At 64.3% G+C, this 15,595-nt stretch carries 16 protein-coding genes; 6 read left to right on the top strand and 10 right to left on the bottom strand.

Annotated elements, in window-relative coordinates:
• Positions 1–6: 6 nt before the first annotated feature.
• The 5 genes from kynB (at position 7) to AC6LJY_RS09600 (ending at position 5,402) form a co-directional block, all read left to right on the top strand.
• Positions 7–633, top strand: coding sequence for an arylformamidase (gene kynB / locus AC6LJY_RS09620; protein WP_006218257.1), 627 nt, complete (start codon positions 7–9; stop codon positions 631–633).
• Between the two features lie 183 nt (positions 634–816).
• Entirely contained in the window at positions 817–1,665 is an 849-nt protein-coding gene (gene kynA / locus AC6LJY_RS09615) for a tryptophan 2,3-dioxygenase (protein ID WP_498135818.1), read from the top strand.
• Positions 1,666–1,877: 212 nt separating this feature from the next.
• Positions 1,878–2,144, top strand: a complete 267-nt coding sequence (locus AC6LJY_RS09610) for a type B 50S ribosomal protein L31 (protein ID WP_006218255.1) — start codon at positions 1,878–1,880, stop codon at positions 2,142–2,144.
• Positions 2,145–2,268: 124 nt separating this feature from the next.
• Positions 2,269–3,999 carry a glycosyltransferase gene (locus tag AC6LJY_RS09605; protein WP_314361047.1) on the top strand — a complete coding sequence of 577 codons (1,731 nt, stop codon included), beginning with the start codon at positions 2,269–2,271 and terminating at the stop codon, positions 3,997–3,999.
• On the top strand, positions 3,996–5,402 hold the full coding sequence (locus AC6LJY_RS09600; protein WP_498135817.1) for an MATE family efflux transporter: 1,407 nt from the start codon (positions 3,996–3,998) through the stop codon (positions 5,400–5,402). Before AC6LJY_RS09605 ends, AC6LJY_RS09600 begins: the two co-directional genes overlap by 4 nt.
• Before the next feature lie 135 nt (positions 5,403–5,537).
• Here AC6LJY_RS09600 and paaK read toward each other — a convergent pair whose 3' ends face one another.
• From paaK to paaA, 9 genes are all read right to left on the bottom strand, one after another.
• Positions 5,538–6,857: a phenylacetate--CoA ligase PaaK gene (gene paaK, locus AC6LJY_RS09595; RefSeq protein WP_046802761.1), complete on the bottom strand. Its 1,320-nt coding sequence runs from the start codon at positions 6,855–6,857 to the stop codon at positions 5,538–5,540.
• A 101-nt stretch (positions 6,858–6,958) separates the two neighbouring features.
• Positions 6,959–7,429: a hydroxyphenylacetyl-CoA thioesterase PaaI gene (gene paaI, locus AC6LJY_RS09590; RefSeq protein ID WP_046802881.1), complete on the bottom strand. Its 471-nt coding sequence runs from the start codon at positions 7,427–7,429 to the stop codon at positions 6,959–6,961.
• A complete protein-coding gene (gene paaG, locus AC6LJY_RS09585; protein ID WP_046802760.1) occupies positions 7,429–8,217 on the bottom strand; it encodes a 2-(1,2-epoxy-1,2-dihydrophenyl)acetyl-CoA isomerase PaaG in 789 nt (262 codons plus the stop codon). Before paaG ends, paaI begins: the two co-directional genes overlap by 1 nt.
• A 14-nt stretch (positions 8,218–8,231) precedes the next feature.
• Positions 8,232–9,896 (bottom strand): phenylacetic acid degradation protein PaaN, encoded by a 1,665-nt coding sequence (gene paaN / locus AC6LJY_RS09580; RefSeq protein WP_104143163.1) that lies wholly within the window; start codon positions 9,894–9,896, stop codon positions 8,232–8,234.
• A 47-nt stretch (positions 9,897–9,943) separates the two neighbouring features.
• The gene (gene paaE, locus AC6LJY_RS09575; RefSeq protein WP_046802758.1) at positions 9,944–11,029 is read right to left on the bottom strand and encodes a 1,2-phenylacetyl-CoA epoxidase subunit PaaE; all 1,086 of its coding nucleotides are present in this window, start codon (positions 11,027–11,029) and stop codon (positions 9,944–9,946) included.
• A gap of 13 nt (positions 11,030–11,042) precedes the next feature.
• Positions 11,043–11,549, bottom strand: a complete 507-nt coding sequence (gene paaD, locus AC6LJY_RS09570) for a 1,2-phenylacetyl-CoA epoxidase subunit PaaD (RefSeq protein WP_046802757.1) — start codon at positions 11,547–11,549, stop codon at positions 11,043–11,045.
• Positions 11,546–12,310 carry a 1,2-phenylacetyl-CoA epoxidase subunit PaaC gene (paaC, locus tag AC6LJY_RS09565; protein WP_498135816.1) on the bottom strand — a complete coding sequence of 255 codons (765 nt, stop codon included), beginning with the start codon at positions 12,308–12,310 and terminating at the stop codon, positions 11,546–11,548. The genes paaD and paaC overlap by 4 nt, the downstream gene beginning before the upstream one ends.
• Before the next feature lie 14 nt (positions 12,311–12,324).
• On the bottom strand, positions 12,325–12,609 hold the full coding sequence (gene paaB, locus AC6LJY_RS09560) for a 1,2-phenylacetyl-CoA epoxidase subunit PaaB (RefSeq protein ID WP_006218245.1): 285 nt from the start codon (positions 12,607–12,609) through the stop codon (positions 12,325–12,327).
• Positions 12,610–12,756: 147 nt separating this feature from the next.
• A complete protein-coding gene (gene paaA, locus AC6LJY_RS09555) occupies positions 12,757–13,746 on the bottom strand; it encodes a 1,2-phenylacetyl-CoA epoxidase subunit PaaA (protein ID WP_050447890.1) in 990 nt (329 codons plus the stop codon).
• Positions 13,747–13,918: 172 nt separating this feature from the next.
• Between paaA and paaX the strand changes: the two genes are divergently transcribed.
• Entirely contained in the window at positions 13,919–14,848 is a 930-nt protein-coding gene (paaX, locus tag AC6LJY_RS09550) for a phenylacetic acid degradation operon negative regulatory protein PaaX (RefSeq protein ID WP_104143160.1), read from the top strand.
• 151 nt (positions 14,849–14,999) lie between these two features.
• On the opposite strand, the gene orn is transcribed toward paaX, so the two are convergent.
• Positions 15,000–15,545: an oligoribonuclease gene (gene orn, locus AC6LJY_RS09545; RefSeq protein ID WP_046802753.1), complete on the bottom strand. Its 546-nt coding sequence runs from the start codon at positions 15,543–15,545 to the stop codon at positions 15,000–15,002.
• Positions 15,546–15,595: the final 50 nt, after the last annotated feature.

Here is a 15,595-nt window from a genome sequence, read left to right as displayed (position 1 = left end):
CTTCTGATGAAACGCTTGTGGGACATTTCCCCGCCCGTCTCCACGGCGTCACCGGTTTTCCCCGGCGACACGCCGTACCGCCAGCAATGGAAGTGGTCGCTGACGCCCGGCTGTCCGGTTAACGTCAGTGAAATCACGCTGTCGCCGCACATCGGCGCCCATGCCGACGCCCCCCTGCACTATCAGAACGGCGCTGCCGCCATCGGCGCGGTCTCGCTGGAACCATTTCTGGGTCCTTGCCGCGTCATTCACGCCATTGATTGCGGCCCGTTGATCACCACGGACCACCTGGCGCACGCAGCGCTGAACCTGCCGCCGCGCGTGCTCGTGCGCACTGCCAAGCATGCGGCGCAAGATTGGTGGACGGACGATTTTTCGGCCTACGCCCCCCAAACCATCGAATGGCTGGCCGAACGCGGCGTCATGCTGATCGGGTTGGATACCGCCAGCATCGACCCCGCGTCCAGCAAGACCCTGGACAGCCACCATACGATCTTGCGGCACGACATGCGGGTACTGGAAAACCTGGTTCTCGATGATGTGCCCGAAGGCGATTACGAATTGATCGCCCTGCCGTTGGCGCTGGTCCAGGCCGATGCCAGCCCGGTACGCGCCGTATTGCGCGAACTGTAGGCTGGTCCGCTGGCTTTCGGGCGGCCACCTTATACGGGCCGCCCGCCTTGAAAGACGCACGACCATGAACCTTTCCCCAGATCACGCCGTCGCGCTTGCGCGCGCCCGTTCCTGCGCTCCGGGCTGGCGCGCATTGCCCGCCTCGGCCCGCCGCGCTGCCCCGCCCTGCCACGGAGGCCAAGCATGAGCTGCCCCCACCGCCCCGAAGACATCGTCCACCAGGAAAAAGCGCAGCTCGATTTCACGCGCGACATGACCTACGGCGACTACCTGCATCTGGATCAGGTGCTGGGCGCGCAGCATCCGCTGTCGCCCGAGCACAACGAGATGCTCTTTATCATCCAGCACCAAACCAGCGAACTCTGGATGAAGCTGATGCTGCATGAGTTGCGCGCAGCCATCGCCGCCGTGGCGGCCGACCGGCTGCAACCGGCCTTCAAGATGCTGGCGCGAGTCAGCAAGATCATGGAGCAGCTGGTTCATGCCTGGGATGTGCTGGCCACGATGACGCCGCCCGAATATTCGGCGCTGCGGCCGTACCTGGCGCGTTCCAGCGGATTCCAGAGCTACCAGTACCGCCAGATCGAATTCCTGCTGGGCAACAAGAATGCGGCCATGCTGAAACCGCATGCGCACCGCGAAGACCTGCTGGCCCAGGTGCGCAGCGCGTACGACGCGCCCTCGCTGTATGACGAGTCCCTGCGGCTCTTGGCACGCCATGGCGTCGCCGTGCCGGCGGACCGCCTGGAACGTGACTGGACCCAGCCGTATGAATCGTCGGAAGGCGTGGAAGCCGCATGGTTGACGGTGTACCGCGACACCGATCGCTATTGGGACCTGTATCAGCTGGGCGAAAAACTGACCGATCTGGAAGACGCGTTCCGACTGTGGCGATTCCGCCACGTCACAACCGTTGAGCGCGTCATCGGCTTCAAGCGCGGCACCGGCGGCACGTCGGGCGTGGATTACCTGCGGCGGATGCTGGATGTCGTCCTGTTCCCCGAGATCTGGAAACTGCGCACGGAACTGTAAAGGCCCGTCCCCTTTTGCGCCCGGTGGCGGGCTGCCGATTCCGGCCTGCCCGCCCTGGTCTACCGGGAAAAACCCGTGCTAGAATTTGGGGTTACTTTTTGGATACGTGGCTGGAATCCTTGCGTGGGCGTTCTACTGTGAACGGCATAACGCGTCCTGGCTGGCGACCCTACAACTTGAAAGACCCCTTGGCGGGTCCTAGGATAAGCACCATGAAAGAAGGCATTCACCCCGAATACCGCGAAGTCGTCTTCGCCGACCTGCAAACGGGTAACAAGTTCATCACCCGTTCGACCGTGCACACGCGCGAAACCGTCGAAATCGACGGCAAGACGTACCCGCTCTTCAAGTGCGACGTGACCTCCGAATCGCACCCGTTCTATACGGGCGCCCAAACGCGTATCGTCGAAACCGGCCGTGTGGAAAAGTTCCGCGCCCGCTTCGCCCGTACCGCCGGCACGGTCAAGTCCGCTTCCTGATCCTGTTGCTCCTACGGGAGTCACAGCAAAAAGGCAGCCTCCGGGCTGCTTTTTTTTCCTCCCTTGCCTGCTTTTTGCAAGCCAGGGGCTGGCGCAACCTGATCCCTCGGTTACATTAACGCCCGTGTCCCCACTTTCTTTTTCCACTCCTGCCCGGCTCACGTCCGTGGCAACCGCGAAGCTTCCCAGGTTGATCCTGCTGGGCCTGGCGCTGGCCTATATCGTGGCCGGCCTGTTCATGCGCGACCCGTGGAAAACGGACGATGCGGTTGGCTTGGCGACGATGATCACCGCCATCCGGGAAGGCGGCATCACGTGGCTGCTGCCCCAGGTCGGGCTGCTGGCCCATGCCGAAGAAGGCCCGCTGATTACCTGGGTGGGCGCCATCTGCATCTGGCTGTTCGGCCCGTTTATCGGCGATATCACCGCCGGCCGCCTGCCGAATCTGCTGTGGTTCGGCATCACGGCCTCCAGTGTCTGGTACGGCACCTACCTGCTGGGCCGCCGTAGCGAAGCACAACCCCTGGCGCTGCCCTTTGGCGGCGAACCCGAACCGCGCGACTATGGACGCATGCTGGCCGACGCCGCGCTGCTGCTGCTGCTGGCCACCGTGGGCATCCTTCAGCGCACGCACGAAACCACTGTCGTACCCGCCATCATGGCCTGCCAGGCGCTGGCCTTTTATTCGTTGGCGCGCAGCGTCGACCGGCCGGTTACCGGCACCACCACGCTGGGCATCGCGCTGGCCGCAAGCTTTCTTACGCGCGGTTGGGTGGGCGCGATTCCCATCATGATCGGCGCACTGCTGGCGTTCTATCCGCGCAGCCAATTGTGGAAGTGCAAGCGCTGGCTGCCGTGGGCGGTGCTGGTGACGGTAGCGCTGATCCTGGCGTGGTGGATTCCGGCCAGCGAAAGCAGCCAGTATTGGATCCGCAACTGGAAGACCTGGAACCTGACGTCATTCGCCTTGCCGACCTGGCACGACATGGGCCGCACGCTGCGCGACCTGCCTTGGTACTTGTGGCCGACATGGCCGCTGGCCTTGCTGGCGGTCTGGCGCTGGCGCGAATGGATCTACGCCCCGCACATCTGGCTGCCGTTGATGCTGCTGGTCTGCGCGGCACTGGTGCTGTTCGTACTGGAAGAGGCGTCCGACTCCGAATACGTGATGCTGGCCGTACCCTGCGCCGTGCTGGGCGCGTTCTCGTTACCCACGCTGCGCCGTGGCGTGGTCAATACGCTGGACTGGTTTGCCGTCATGTGTTTTTCGCTGACGGCCGCCACCGCGTGGCTCGGCTGGGTGGCCCTGCACTTCAATTGGCCGGCGCAGATTTCCCGCAACATCGCCCGCCAGACCACCGGCTACGAGCCCGTCATTTCGTGGGGCGCCTTCACGCTGGCGGTGATCTTTACCGTGGCCTGGATTGCGCTGGTGGTGTGGCGCCTGCGCGTACGCCCGCAAGCGCTGTGGCGCGGCACGGTGCTGTCCGCCGGCGGCCTGACCGTAACTTGGATTCTGCTTGTGCTGCTGTGGCAACCCGCCGTGGACTACGCGCGCAGCTATCGCACGGTATCGGGCCAACTGGCGCAGGCACTGGCGCAACATGCGCGGCCCGGCGAATGCATACGTGGCCTGAGCCTGGGCAGCGGCCAGCGCGCATCGTTCCTGATCTTCGACAATCTGACCTTCACGTTCGACGCGAAGTGCACACTGATCCTGCAACAGACCAACAACCAAAGCCTGCGCGACAACACTGCCGCTTATAGCGACGGGGCCGACGTGTTGTGGCAGGGCGGCCGCCGCGCCGATCGCCAGGAAGTGTTCCGACTGCTGCGAGTCGGCCCGAACCGATGAATTCCGTCAACGCGGCGCCGATATCCTTCGGCGCCACTGTGCGCGGCATCGCCAAACAAGCGTGGCCGGTGCTGATCAGCCAGTGGGCCGGCATTTCGTTCGGCGTGCTGGACACCGCCATGACAGGCCACTCCAGCGCCAGCGACCTGGCCGCGATGGCCTTGTCCGCCTCTATCTACATCACCGTTTTCGTTGGCCTGATGGGCGTGGTACATGCGCTCATCCCCATCCTTGCGCAGCATTTCGGCGCCGGCAACAACGACGAAGTCGGCCGCAGCTGGGGCCAGGGCGTCTGGCTGGCGCTGGGCTTGTCCGTGGTGGGCGCGGTGCTGATGCTGTTCCCGGACGTGTGGTTGTCGATGTCGGGCGACGTGGCGCCGGGCGTGCGCGAACGGATCGGGTCCTACTTGCAGGCCTTGGTGCTGGCCCTGCCGGCCGCGCTGGTGTTTCGCACCATCTACGCGCTGGGCACCTCGGTATCGCGGCCAAAGCTGGTCATGGCAATCAACCTGTCCGCCATTGCATTCAAGGCGTTTTTCAACTGGCTGTTCATCTACGGCAACCTGGGCCTGCCCGCCATGGGCGCCACCGGCGCGGGCCTGGCAACCGCCGTGGTGTCGTGGATGAGCCTGGGCCTGGGCCTCTGGGTCATCACGCACGATCGCTTCTATCGCCGCTTCAATCTGCGCGTGGGCAAGCCCGACTGGAAGACGTTGAAGGAACTGCTGCGCCTGGGCATCCCCATGGGCGGCTCGTACCTGGTCGAGGTGTCGGCCTTTACCTTCATGGCCCTGCTGGTGGCGCGCGAAGGCACGTATGTCACGGGCGGACACCAGATCATGTCGAACCTGGCGGCCCTGTGCTACATGATGCCCATGGCGCTGGGCGTGGCCACCGCGGCGCTGACCGCGCAGGCCATCGGCGCGGGCAATCTTGCGCACGCGCATCGCACCGGCATGGCCGGGCTGGCGCTGGGCCTGATCGGCGCATTGTTGACCGCCGCCGTGCTGTTGGCGGGCCGGCCCCTGATCCTTGCCGCATACACGGACGACATCGGCGTGGCTGCCGTGGCAACGACGCTGCTGGCGGTGTTGCCGCTGTTTCACCTGTTCGATTCCATGCAATGCATCAACTCTTACCTGCTGCGCGCCTACAAGGTTGCGGTGGTGCCGCTGCTGTTGCAGGTGGTGGCGCTGGCGGGCGTGGGGCTGGTCGGCGGCTGGTGGTTCGGCTTTGGCCCTGGCCGGGGTGGCCTGGACGGCGTCCGCAACGCGTTGCTGCCCGGCTCACCCGAAGGCGCGGGCAGCATGTGGTTGATGGCAATGGTGGGCTTGGCGCTGTCCGCCATCCTGCTGCACATCTGGTACCGCCGTATCGTTCGCACGTTGGCCGTGGGGCGGTAGCCAACGCGGCGCTCCCCTGGCGCCCTCCCCTGGCGCCTTTTCGCGGGGGTTACGGAAATAAAAAAAGCAGCCAGACGGCTGCTTTTTTTGTGATTGACGGCTGAAACCGGAAACAACCGGATCAGACAGCCTCGATCAAACCACCTTCGGTCGCTTGTCGATCACGCGGCGCGCCTTGCCGGTCAGCGTGCGTTCCACATGGCCGGCGTCCGACACCTGGATGCGCGCGCTGACGCCGATGTGCGTCTTCACGGCATGCTGCAACTGCTTGCCCAGGTTATTGCGTTCGGCGTCCGACAGCCCCGAGAACTCGGCGCGCACTTCGGTCAGGATTTCAAGCTCGTCCATATTGCCGGTACGCGACAGGACCAGCTGATAATGCGGCGCCAGCTGGGCGATCTTCAGCACCAGTTCTTCCACTTGCGTCGGGAACATGTTCACGCCCCGCACGATCAACATGTCGTCGCTGCGGCCGGTGATCTTGCCGATGCGGCGCATGCTGCGCGCCGTGGGCGGCAACAGGCGGGTCAGGTCGCGAGTGCGGTAGCGGATGATCGGCATCGCCTCTTTGGTCAGCGACGTGAACACCAGTTCGCCGGCCTCGCCGTCGGCCACCGGTTCGCCGGTGTCCGGGTTGATGATCTCGGCGTAGAAATGGTCTTCCCAGACGACCGGGCCGTCTTTGGTTTCCACGCACTCGCTGGCCACGCCCGGGCCCATCACTTCCGACAAGCCGTAGATATCCACCGCATCGATACCGGCTTCGGCCTCGATATCGGCACGCATCTGGCCCGTCCACGGCTCCGCGCCGAAGATGCCGATACGCAGCGAGCTTTGACGCGGATCAATGCCCTGGCGGCGCTGTTCTTCGAGAATATTGCAGAAATAGGAGGGCGTGACCATGATGATGTCCGGACGGAAATCGTTGATCAACTGCACCTGCTTTTCGGTTTGCCCGCCCGACATCGGGATGACCGTGCAACCCAGGCGCTCGGCGCCGTAATGCGCGCCCAGCCCGCCGGTGAACAGGCCATAGCCATAGGCGATGTGCACCGTGTCGCCCGGCTTGCCGCCGGCCGCGCGAATCGAGCGCGCCACCAGGTTCGCCCAGTTGTCCAGGTCGCCCTTGGTGTAGCCCACCACCGTCGGTTTTCCCGTGGTGCCGCTGGACGCGTGAACGCGCGAAATGCGCTCGCGCGGCACGGCAAACATGCCGAACGGATAGTTGTCGCGCAGTTCCTTCTTGGTCGTGAAAGGAAACTTCGAAATATCGGACAGCTGCTTCAGGTCGTCGGGATGCACGCCCGCTTCGTCGAACGCTTTCTTGTAATGCGCAACATTGTCGTACGCATGCTTGAGCGACCACTTGAGGCGCTCGAGCTGCAGCGCGCGCAGCTCGTCCTGGCTGGCATGCTCGATGGGGTCCAGCCCCGGCTTGCTCATGGTGTTGGACATGGTTATCTCTCTCCTGAATTTCTCTTTACGCCGGTCCGCTCGGCGCGCGGGTTCTATCTTTGTTGGATGACGAATGTTCTAGTGGCGTTGGACCGTCATCCTCAGCCTTCGGCGGGAACCCCCACGATCTGGCCCTTGATGCGATAGGACCGCCCGCGAAACAGGGCGACATTGCGGCCGTCCTGGTTGGTAACGGTGACGTCGTACACGCCCGTGCGGCCGGCCAGCGAGCGCTCTTGCGCCACTGCCGTCAGCAAGTCGCCTTCGAAACCCGGCGCCAGGTAATCAATGGTGCAGCCCGACGCCACGGTGCTGACATTGCGGGAATTGCACGAGAACGCGAACGCGCTGTCGGCCAGCGCAAAGATAAAGCCGCCGTGGCAGGTCTTGTGGCCGTTCAGCATGTCGCCGCGCACGCGCATCGTCAGCCGCGCATAGCCGGGCGCCATTTCCTCGACCTTCATGTCCAGGCCTTGCGAGGCCGCGTCGCCCGCGTACATCACGGTGCCAACGGCCTGCGCCAATTCCTGCGGATCGCTGGGCGCTTCAATGGGGGGAACGTGCACGGTCATCATTGCCCCTTGAATTGCGGTTCGCGCTTGCCCAGGAACGCGGCCACGCCTTCGGCGTAGTCAGCGCTACGGCCCAGTTCGCGCATCATGTCGCGTTCCAGATCCAGCTGCGTCGACAGATCATTGCCCAGGCTGGCCTGCATGGCCCGCTTGGTGTATGCCAGGCCCTTGGTGGGTGCCGTGGAAAAGTGCTGCGCCAACCGTTCCAGGGTGGCGTCGAATTCCTCGTCCGCCACGCACTGCCAGATCAGGCCCCATTCCTCGGCCTGCTTGGCGCTGAGCTTGTCGCCCAGCATCGCCAGGCCCATGGCGCGCGCGCGGCCCACCAGTCGCGGCAGCGCAAACGTGCCGCCGGTGTCGGGGATCAAGCCCAGGCGGCAGAACGACTGAATGAAATTGGCCGACGCCTTGGCGATAACGATGTCGCCCGCGAACGCCAAGTTGGCGCCCGCCCCCGCCGCCACGCCGTTCACGCCGACCACAACCGGCATCGGCAAGGCGTTCAAGCGGCGCACCAGCGGCGCGTAGAACTTGTCGACGGTTTCGCCCAGGTCCGGCGGCGTACCGTCTTCGGCGGGCTTGCGCTCGCTTAAGTCTTGCCCCGCGCAAAAGCCCCGCCCCGCGCCGGTCAGCACCAACACGCGCGCGCCTTCGGTTTCCACGCGCGTCAACGCGTCGGCCACTTCGGCGTGCATGTTCGCGGTGAAGCTGTTCAGCTTGTCCGGGCGGTTCAGCGTCAGTCGGGCGATGCCGCCCGACAAATCAAATTGAATATCCTGATAGCTCATAAGCGTCGCCCTGCTTAGACGTGACGGCGGGTTTGCACCACGCGGAAGCGGTTCGACACGAAGGCGGTGTCGGACAGCGCGGCGTTGGCGGCCGGGTTGGCGCCGGTGCCGTGGAAGTCGCTGAAGGCCGCGGTCTGGTTGACGAACACCGCGCCCGTCAGGTTCAGCGACAGCGACACGCCGGACACTTCGGCCGCGTCCTGCACCTGGTCGGCCACTTGCGGGTCGGTGGTGTAGGCGGACAGCGACAGCGCACCGTGCTGAATGACGCTGTCACGCGCCAGCTGAACGCTGTGGGCGGTGGAATCCGTAGCCACCACGAAGGCGATCGGGCCAAACCATTCCTGGCTGATGGCGGCATTGCCGGCTTCCGTACGCAGCAGCAGCGGCGTGCGCACGCGGGCATTTTCAAACTGCGGGTGCGTCAGCGCCTTGCTGTCGGCCACCACCGGCAGGCCCAGCGCGCGGGCCTTTTCGATGCGCTCGACGATGCCGTCGTTCTGGATGGCGCCCGTCAATTCCACGGCGCGGGCGGCGTCGGCGCCCAGCTTCTCCAGCGCCACGCCCAGGGCGGCAGCGACGTCGTCAAAACTGACGCGGCCTTCCGGCGTGTTGATGCCGTCGCGCGGCACGTAGATGTTTTGCGGCGCCGTGCACATCTGGCCCGAGTACAACGCCAGCGAGAACGCCAGGTTGCGCGCCACGCCCTTCAGGTCGTCGGTGGAATCGATGATGACCTGGTTGACGCCGGCCTTCTCGGTGTAGACCAGCGCCTGGCGCGCGTTGTCTTCCAGCCAGTTGCCGTTGGCGGTGCTGCCGGTAAAGTCCACGATCTTGACGGCCGGGTCCAGCGCCAGCTTCTGCGCCGTGTCGTCGCCGGCTTCGTGCGCGGCCAACAACACCACATCGGGATCAAAGCCGGCTTCTTGCAGCACTTCGCGCGCGACCTTCACCGTGATGGCCAGCGGCAGGATCGCGCCCGGGTGCGGCTTGACGATAACGGTGTTGCCCGTGGCCAGGCTGGCGAACATGCCGGGGTAGCCGTTCCACGTTGGGAACGTCGAGCAACCGATCACCAGCGCCACGCCACGCGGCACCACGGTGAACTGCTTTTCCATGCGGATGGGGTCATTTTTGCCTTGCGGCTTTTCCCACATCGCCACGCCCGGAATGCGCGACATTTCCTGCCAGGCGTAGGTCACGGCTTCAAAGCCGCGGTCTTGCGCGTGCGGGCCGCCGGCCTGAAAGGCCATCATGAAGCCCTGGCCGGTGGTGTGCTGCACGGCGTAGGCAATTTCAAAACTCAGCTTGTTCAAGCGCGCCAGGATTTCCAGCGACACGCCCACCCAGGCTTGCGGACCGGCACGGCGCCAATCTTCCAGCGCGCGCTTGGACGCGCCGATCAGCTTGTCGACCGGCACATGCGGGTACGTAATGCCTAGGTCGAAACCGTAGGGCGATTTCTCGCCGCCCACCGTGCCGTCGGCGTCGTGCAGGTTCAGGGGAAACGGTTTGCCCTTGAGCGCTTCGAAGGCGGCGCGGCCGTCGTCGTTGGCGGTTTCGCCATAGTTGCGCGGGCTGGGCGATTCGGCAAACGGGCTCCAGTAGCCGCGCAGCGCGGCAGCCGCCAGGGATTGTTCCAGCACGGGCTGGTGACGCTCGAAGAATTTTTGGGACACGCTTGTCTCTCCAATGAATTAGGGGTGTCTGACCGGCACGGGCCGCGTCAGGTTTCCTGGTCGAAGTCGATGACCAGGCGGTCGCTGACCGGAAAGCTCTGGCAGCTCAGTACGAAACCGCGCGCCACTTCGTAGTCTTCCAGGGCGAAGTTGGCATCCATGTCCACTTCGCCTTCGATGACCTTGCAGCGGCAGGTGGAACACACGCCGCCCTTGCACGAATAGGGCAGCTCGATTCCCTGCGCCAGCGCCGAGTCCAGCACGCTGTCTTTATTCTTATCAATCACGAACATGCGGCTGTGGCCGTCTTGCACCACGGTCACTTCGCACTGGCCCTTGCCTGGCGCCTGCGGGGCGTCGTGGCCGGTACGCAGTGCGCGCGGCCCCTTGGGCGCGCCGAACAGTTCAAATTTGATGTTCGCCTTGGGAATGCCGCGCGCTTGCAGCCGCTCGACCACGCTTTCCGTCATGGTTTGCGGACCACAGACAAAAGCGTAATCGATGTCTTCGGGGCTCATCCAGGCCGACATCAGCTGGTCGACCTTATCGCCGTCCAGGCGGCCGTTGAACAGTTCAATGTCTTGCGTCTCGCGGCTCATGACGTAGACCAGCGAGAAGCGCTCCATGTACAGGTTTTTCAGGTCTTCGATTTCTTCGCGGAACAGCACGGCCGACGACGCACGGTTGCCAAAGAACAGCGTGAACTTGCTGCGCGGCTCGATCGACAGCGCGGTTTTCACCAGCGAGAACACCGGCGTGATGCCGCTGCCCACCGCGAAGGCCACGTAATGGCGCTGGTTCTCGGGCGAGAAATCCACCGTGAAGTTGCCGGCGGGCGCCATCACTTCCAGCGTCTGGCCGGGTTGCAGTTCATGGTTGGCCCAGCTGGAGAACGCGCCTTCGTCGACCTTCTTGATGGCCACGCGCAGCAGCTTGTCGTGCGGCGCGGAACAGATCGAGTACGAGCGGCGCAGCTCTTCGCCGTTCAGCTGCGTGCGCAGGGTCAGGTACTGCCCCGGCAGGAAGGCAAACTCGTCGGTCAGCGTGTCGGGCAGGTCAAAGGTCACCACCACGGCATCGCGCGTGTTGCGCGCCACCGAGGCCACCTTCAAGGAATGAAATTGGTTGCTCATCTTGAAACCGCTCTCAGTGAGTCTTGAAATAATCGAAGGGTTCGCGGCAAGACACGCAGCGATACAGCGCCTTGCACGACGTGGACCCAAAGTTGCTGACCATCCGCGTATCGCGAGAGCCGCAGCGCGGGCACGCGATGGCGGGCGCGACAGCGCGGCGGCTGATGCCCGAAATGTCGATGGCGCGCTCGGCGGGCGCGGCGATGCCGTAACCCTTGAGCGCTTCGCGGCCCTTTTCGCTCATCCAGTCGGTCGTCCAGGCGGGCGCCAGGCGGGTGTCGACACGGACGTCGGCCACGCCATGGCGGGCCAGCGTCTGTTGGATGTCCTGCGTGATTTCTCGCATGGCCGGGCAGCCGGAATACGTGGGGGTGATGACGACGACACAGGTGTCGCCTTCCCAATTCACCTCACGCACCACGCCCAGGTCCACCACGGACAGCACGGGGATCTCCGGGTCGGGGACCTCGTGCAGCCAGGCGTAGACCTGGTCGGCGGAAACGGGCGCCAGCGCGTTCACCAGGTGGCTCGCGGGTAGGCGCGCGGCAGGTACTGCATTTCGGCCAGCACGTAGCCCAGCTCTTCGGTGTGCTTGCCCTGGCGACCGCCCCGGTAGGCCAGATGGTTGGCCGCGGTTTCATCGGGAACGGTCAGCGTGGCTTCTTCCAGCACTTCGCGCACGTGCGCAAGCCACGGTTCGCGCAGCGCGGCCAGTTCACAGCCGATGCCGCGCGCGGCCACGTCCTGGTCCACGGCGTCGTCGGCGAACAGTTCGCCGGTAAAGCGCCAGGCGTCGTCGATGGCGGCCTGCATCTTGGCGTGGCTTTCGTCGGTGCCGTCGCCCAGGCGCACGACCAGGTCCGACGAGCGGCGCACGTGGTAAGTGACTTCCTTGATGGACTTGGCGGCGATGGCGGCCACGCGTTCGTCGGAGGATTGTTCCAGGCGTTGCAGCAGGAAGTAGTGCCAGACGTCGAACAGGAACTGGCGCGCCATGGTGTCGGCATAGTTGCCATTGGCGCGTTCAACCAGCAACACGTTATGGAACTGGTGAGCGTCGCGGTGATAGGCCAGCGCGTCTTCATCGCGGCCCGCGCCTTCGACTTCACCCGCCAGCGTCAGCCACATGCGCGCCTGCCCCAGCAGGTCCAGCGCGGTATTGGTCAGCGCCAGGTCCTCTTCCAGGATGGGGCCGTGCCCGGTCCACGCGCCCAGCCGCTGCGACAGGATGAGCGACGAATCGCCCAGGCGCAGCAGGTATTCAAACAAAGTCTTGTCCATGTCCGCCTGCCGCCTTACATGTGCTTGATTTCTTCGGGCATCGGGAAAAACGTGGGATGCCGGTAGACCTTGCTGTTGGCCGGCTCGAACAAGGGTTCCTTGTCGCCGGGGCTGCTGGCCGAGATGTCCGAGGCGCGCACGACCCAGATGCTCAGACCTTCGTTGCGGCGCGTGTAGACGTCACGCGCGTGATTGATCGCCATTTCGGCGTCCGGGGCATGCAGGCTGCCGACGTGCTTGTGGGCCAGGCCGTGCTGGCTGCGGATGAACACTTCCCACAAAGGCCAGTCTTTGCTCATGATGGATATCCTTGAAATGCCGGGCGCGCGCGGCGCGCACCGGTATGCAGTGAAGGTTGCGGTATGGGTTGCAGCAAGGGTTGCGGCGCGGGATGCGGACGCGGGTTGCAGGCGCGGGTTGCAGGCGGGCAGGCGTTGCAGACCGCTTCAAGCGGCCTTGCGTTGCGCCTTCTTGTCCGCGTAAGCGACCAATGCGTCGCGCACCCAGGCGCCGTCTTCGTGCGCCTTGACGCGCGCGGCCAGGCGTTCGCGGTTGCACGGCCCATTGCCTTTGAGCACGGCGTAGAACTCGCTCCAGTCGATCTCGCCGAAGTCGTAGTGGCCGCGTTCCGCGTTCCACTTCAGGTCGGGGTCCGGCACGGTCAGGCCCAGGTATTCGGCCTGCGGCACGGTCTGGTCCACCATCTTCTGGCGCAGCTCGTCGTTGGAGAAAAGCTTGATCTTCCAGGCCATCGATTGCGCGCTGTTGGGCGAATCGGCGTCCGACGGGCCGAACATCATCAGCGCCGGCCACCACCAGCGGTTCAGCGAATCCTGCACCATCGCCTTTTGCTCGGGTGTGCCATGCAGGCACATCTGCATCAACAGGTCATAGCCCTGGCGCTGGTGGAAGGACTCTTCCTTACAGACGCGCACCATGGCGCGCGCGTAGGGGCCGTAGGAACAGCGGCACAGCGGAATCTGGTTGATGATGGCCGAGCCATCGACCAGCCAACCGATCATGCCGATGTCCGCCCAGCTAAGGGTCGGGTAATTGAAGATGCTGGAGTACTTGGCGCGGCCCGCGTGCAGGTCGTCGATCAGGTCATCGCGCGACACGCCCAGCGTCTCGGCGGCGCTGTACAGATACAGCCCGTGGCCGGCCTCGTCCTGCACCTTGGCCAGCAGGATCGCCTTGCGCTTGAGCGACGGGGCCCGCGTGATCCAGTTGCCTTCGGGCAGCATGCCGACGATTTCCGAGTGCGCGTGCTGCGAGATCTGGCGCACCAGCGTCTTGCGGTAGGCATCGGGCATCCAGTCCTTGGCCTCGATGCGCACGCCATCGTCTATGCGGCGCTGGAACGTCTGTTCGGGGCCTTCAAGCTGGTCGGCGGTTTTGACCTGCTTGACGCCGGTTTCGACGAGTTGAGCGTACATGTTTGTCTCCTTGAGACGGTTTGCGAAATCGCAAGGCAAACGTTCCGCAGCGCCGTCATGTCATAGGCGGATTATTTAATACAAAAAAACCATTGTCAAACGCAAAGCTGTATCACATTGGATTTATGTATCATATTGCGGATCCTGATATCGGCCGCATGCGGCCCCCCTTATGGCAAACCCTACGTCGCCTTTGGACCGTTTCCTGTCCCGCTTGTTGAAAAGCGACCCGCCTCGCGCCAAATCGCTGTGCGTCAGCTTGCTGGGGGACGCGTTGGCCCCTCACGGGGGCGCCATCTGGCTGGGCGACCTGATCGAATTGCTGGCCCCGCTTGGTATCAATGAACGCCTGCTGCGCACCAGCGTTTTCCGGCTGGTGGCGCAAAACTGGCTGCAATCGGAACGACATGGCCGGCGCAGTCTGTACCTGATTTCGGAACAGGGGCTGCGACATACCGCACATGCCTCGCAGCGCATCTACGAAGGTGCAACGCAGGACTGGAACGGGGAATGGACCCTGGTGGCGCTACCGCGCACGGGCAACGGGCTAGCCGAGCGCGCCGAGTTGCGTCGGGAATTGGTCTGGGAAGGGTTCGGGATGATCGCGCCGGGCCTGTTCGCCCACCCGCACACCGAGGCGCGGGCCGCGCACGACATTCTTGAAAAGCTGGGTATCCCGGATCGGGCGCTGGTGCTGTCCGCCCGGGATCTGGCCGGCGCGGGCGGCCTGCCGATCGCCAGCCTGGCGTCGCAATGCTGGAACCTGGACGACGTGGCCGAGCAGTACCGCCAGTTCTCCCGCAACTTTGGCCCGCTGGAAAAATTGCTGGATGACGCGCCGCCGCCCGCCGACGCGTTCGTCGTGCGGGTCATGCTGCTGCACAATTGGCGCCGGATCGTTCTACACGACCCGCAGCTGCCCGGCCCGATGCTGCCCGACAACTGGCCGGGCCACGCCGCCCGCGCGCTGTGCGGAAGAATCTACTGGAAGGTTTTCGACGCGTCGGAGACGCATCTGAACGCGCGCGCCGGGCAAGATAATGCGCGCTATACGCCGCTGACGGCCGAGGTGGAATCCCGTTTCGGTGGTCGGCCGGCCTGACAGGTGTGGCGGCGGGCGGGTCAAGGACCCTGCCCGGTGCAGGCGGCCGAGTGAATGCAGGCCGAGTGAATGCAGGCCGAGTGAATGCAGGCCGATGAATGCGGCCCACTGCATCCGGCCCGATACATGCGCCCCCTGAAAACCGCCTGGCTTACACCTTCAGCAGGTGCTCGCGGTAGTACTTGAGTTCGTCGATGGACTCATAGATATCAGCCAGCGCTTCGTGGCGGCTCTTTTTCTCAAAGCCCTTGTACACGGCCGGCGCCCAGCGGCGCGCCAATTCCTTCAGCGTGCTGACATCCAGGTTGCGGTAGTGGAAAAACTGCTCCAGGCGCGGCATGTACGCAAACATGAAGCGGCGATCCTGGCTGATGGTATTGCCGCACAGCGGCGATTTACCCGCCGGCACATGCTGCGCCAAAAACGCCAAGAGCGTATCCTCTGCCTGCGCTTCGGACACCGTGGACGCGCGCACCTTGTCGATCAGGCCGCTTTTGCCGTGGGTGGATTTATTCCAGTTGTCCATGGCGTCAAGCAGGCTGTCAGGCTGGTGGACGACCAGCACCGGGCCTTCGGCCACGACCGTCAGGTCGGGTTCCGTCACCACGACGGCCACCTCGATGATGCGTTCTTTCTCGGGATCCAGCCCGGTCATTTCCATGTCGAGCCAGACCAGGCGATTTTCGTTCACAGCCATATAATTTGCCTATAAAACACGCGATTTTCGCACATCCCTACTGAGCAAAA

The sequence above is a fragment of the Achromobacter sp. RT286_PF genome, assembly GCF_059760425.1.
Note: the sequence above shows the minus strand (reverse complement) of the source record. Positions and strands in the feature narration are given on the sequence as shown.